Annotated in this window: 3 protein-coding genes; 2 read left to right on the top strand and 1 reads right to left on the bottom strand. The window is 60.7% G+C overall.

The features are described 5' to 3' along the window. Together ACFE0K_RS05685 and lolD are read left to right on the top strand one after the other, a co-directional pair. A partial coding sequence (locus ACFE0K_RS05685) for a lipoprotein-releasing ABC transporter permease subunit (RefSeq protein ID WP_434535139.1) occupies positions 1 to 937 on the top strand: 937 nt, incomplete at its 5' end. Then, on the top strand, positions 930 to 1634 hold the full coding sequence (gene lolD / locus ACFE0K_RS05680) for a lipoprotein-releasing ABC transporter ATP-binding protein LolD (RefSeq protein ID WP_434535138.1): 705 nt from the start codon (positions 930 to 932) through the stop codon (positions 1632 to 1634). The genes ACFE0K_RS05685 and lolD, both read left to right, overlap by 8 nt. On the opposite strand, the gene ACFE0K_RS05675 is transcribed toward lolD, so the two are convergent. Next, positions 1617 to 2157 (bottom strand): DUF2062 domain-containing protein (locus ACFE0K_RS05675; protein WP_434535137.1); only part of this gene is annotated, 541 nt, incomplete at its 5' end. The genes lolD and ACFE0K_RS05675 overlap by 18 nt on opposite strands.

The following is a 2157-nucleotide window of genomic DNA, read 5'->3' as shown; positions in this document are numbered from 1 at the left end:
GGGCATGCTCAGCCATCGCGGCAATGTGGCCGGCGCCATGATCAATGGCATCGAGCCTGAGGCCGAGCGCAAGGTGTCCATCGTCGGCGATTTCATGGAGCAGGGTGAGCTGGAGAAGCTGGCCCCTGGTGAGTTCGGCATGGTGCTTGGCTATGGGCTGGCCCGCCGTCTGGGTGCGGAACTGGGGGACAAGGTTACCCTGGTGCTGCCGGAAGCCACCATTTCCCCTGCCGGGGTAATGCCCCGCTTCAAGCGTTTCACCGTCACCGGCATTTTCCGGGTGCGGGCGGAAGTGGACTCCCTGTATGCCTATATCAATGTGCAGGACGCCGCCAAGCTGGCCCGCCAGTCCGGTACCGTGCAGGGCGTGCGCCTGAAGCTTGATGACCTGTTCAGCGCCCCGGCAATGGGCTGGACGCTGCAGCAGGAACTGGGCCCCAATTACTACACCCGGGACTGGACCCGCAGCCACGGCAATCTGTTCCAGGCTATCAAGATGGAAAAGACCATGATGACGCTGTTGCTCAGCTTTATCGTGGCGGTGGCGGCGTTCAATATCATTTCCAGTCAGGTGATGCTGGTCACCGAAAAGCGCGGCAATATTGCGGTGCTGCGTACTCTGGGGGCCTCGCCGGGTACCATCATGCGGATTTTCATGGTGCAGGGCACCGTGATCGGCTTTGCCGGTACCTTGCTGGGCACCGGGCTGGGTGTGCTGCTGGCCACCAATGTCAGCAAGCTGGCTGAGTGGGTGGAGAAAACCTTCAATACCCGGCTGTTTGACGCCTATTTTGTGAACTACCTTCCTTCGGAGCTGCAATGGTCCGACGTGATTACTATCGTCTCCATTGCGCTGGTAATCAGCTTTTCTGCCACCCTTTACCCATCCTGGCGTGCCAGCCGGGTGCAACCGGCGGAGGCCCTGCGTTATGAATGATTCCCGCAACGCCACCGGCACCGGTATCGTGCTGCAAGCCGAAAAACTGGTGAAGAGCTACGACGAAGGCAGCAACGAACTGGAAGTGCTCAGCGGTGTGGATCTGACCGTGACCCAGGGGGATATCCTGGCGATCATCGGGACTTCCGGCTCGGGTAAGTCCACCTTGCTGAATTTGCTGGGGGGGCTGGATCGGGCAACCCGGGGTACTGTCTCCATCGCGGGTAATGCGCTGGCAACCATGAATGATCGCGATACCGGCAAGCTGCGTAATCGCTATCTTGGCTTTGTCTACCAGTTCCATCACCTGTTGCCGGAATTCACTGCGCTGGAAAACGTGGCCATGCCACTGTTGATTCGCGGTGACAGCCCGGCAAGCTGTCAGGAGAAGGCGGCGGCTACCTTGAAGAAAGTGGGGCTGGAGCATCGTCTCAAGCACAAGCCGTCGGCACTGAGTGGCGGGGAACGCCAGCGCGTGGCCATTGCCCGGGCCCTGGTGACCGAGCCGGCCCTGGTGATGGCGGATGAGCCCACCGGCAATCTGGACGAGCGAACCGCTGCCCAGGTGCAGGCACTGATGCTGGAGCTCAACGACACGCTGGGTACCGCTTTCATGATCGTTACCCACGACCGCGAATTTGCTTCGCGCTGCCCACAACAATACGAGTTACACGACGGGTTATTGCGGCGGCTCTGAGCCGTCGTCCTCTTTCGCTTCCTGTTCTTCCTGCTTGCGAGCTTCGCGGCGCAGCACTCTGGCGCGGCGGTGGGCACGCAGATTCCAGCTGCGCACCACGGCCAGTCGCCAGGCCACTTTTACGGCGGCATAGGCGAGGCCGCCAAACACCACTGCGCAAAGCGTTGATCCCAGCCATAGCGGCACCAGTTGCTCTACAAACCAGGCAACGGTGATGCCTTGGCCACTATGGGGCGGCATGCCCAGCATCCAGGCGCCAATCCGGTAGGTGAAATAGAAAATCGGTACATAGGTGACCGGATTGGAGATCCACACCAATACCACCGATAGCGGCAGGTTGCAGTGGAAGCGGACTGCGAGCAGGGCGGCCAGGCCCATCTGCAGGGGAATGGGTAGCAGGGCAGTAAAGACGCCGATAAAGGCGGCCCCGGCCCGTGAGCGCCGGTGGATATGCCACAGGTTCGGATCGGCCAATACCTCACCTAGAAAGCTCAACGCTTTCTGTTCGCGCAGGCGATCCGGT

The sequence above is a fragment of the Alcanivorax sp. genome (assembly GCF_051117345.1).
Lineage (GTDB): Bacteria > Pseudomonadota > Gammaproteobacteria > Pseudomonadales > Alcanivoracaceae > Alcanivorax.
The sequence above is the reverse complement of the archived record's forward strand: the minus strand, read 5'-3'. Positions and strand labels throughout refer to the sequence as shown.

Coding starts and splice junctions, on each gene's coding strand:
- lolD (WP_434535138.1), top strand. CDS start 930: ATGAATGATTCCCGCAACGCCACCGGCACCGGTATCGTGCTGCAAGCC.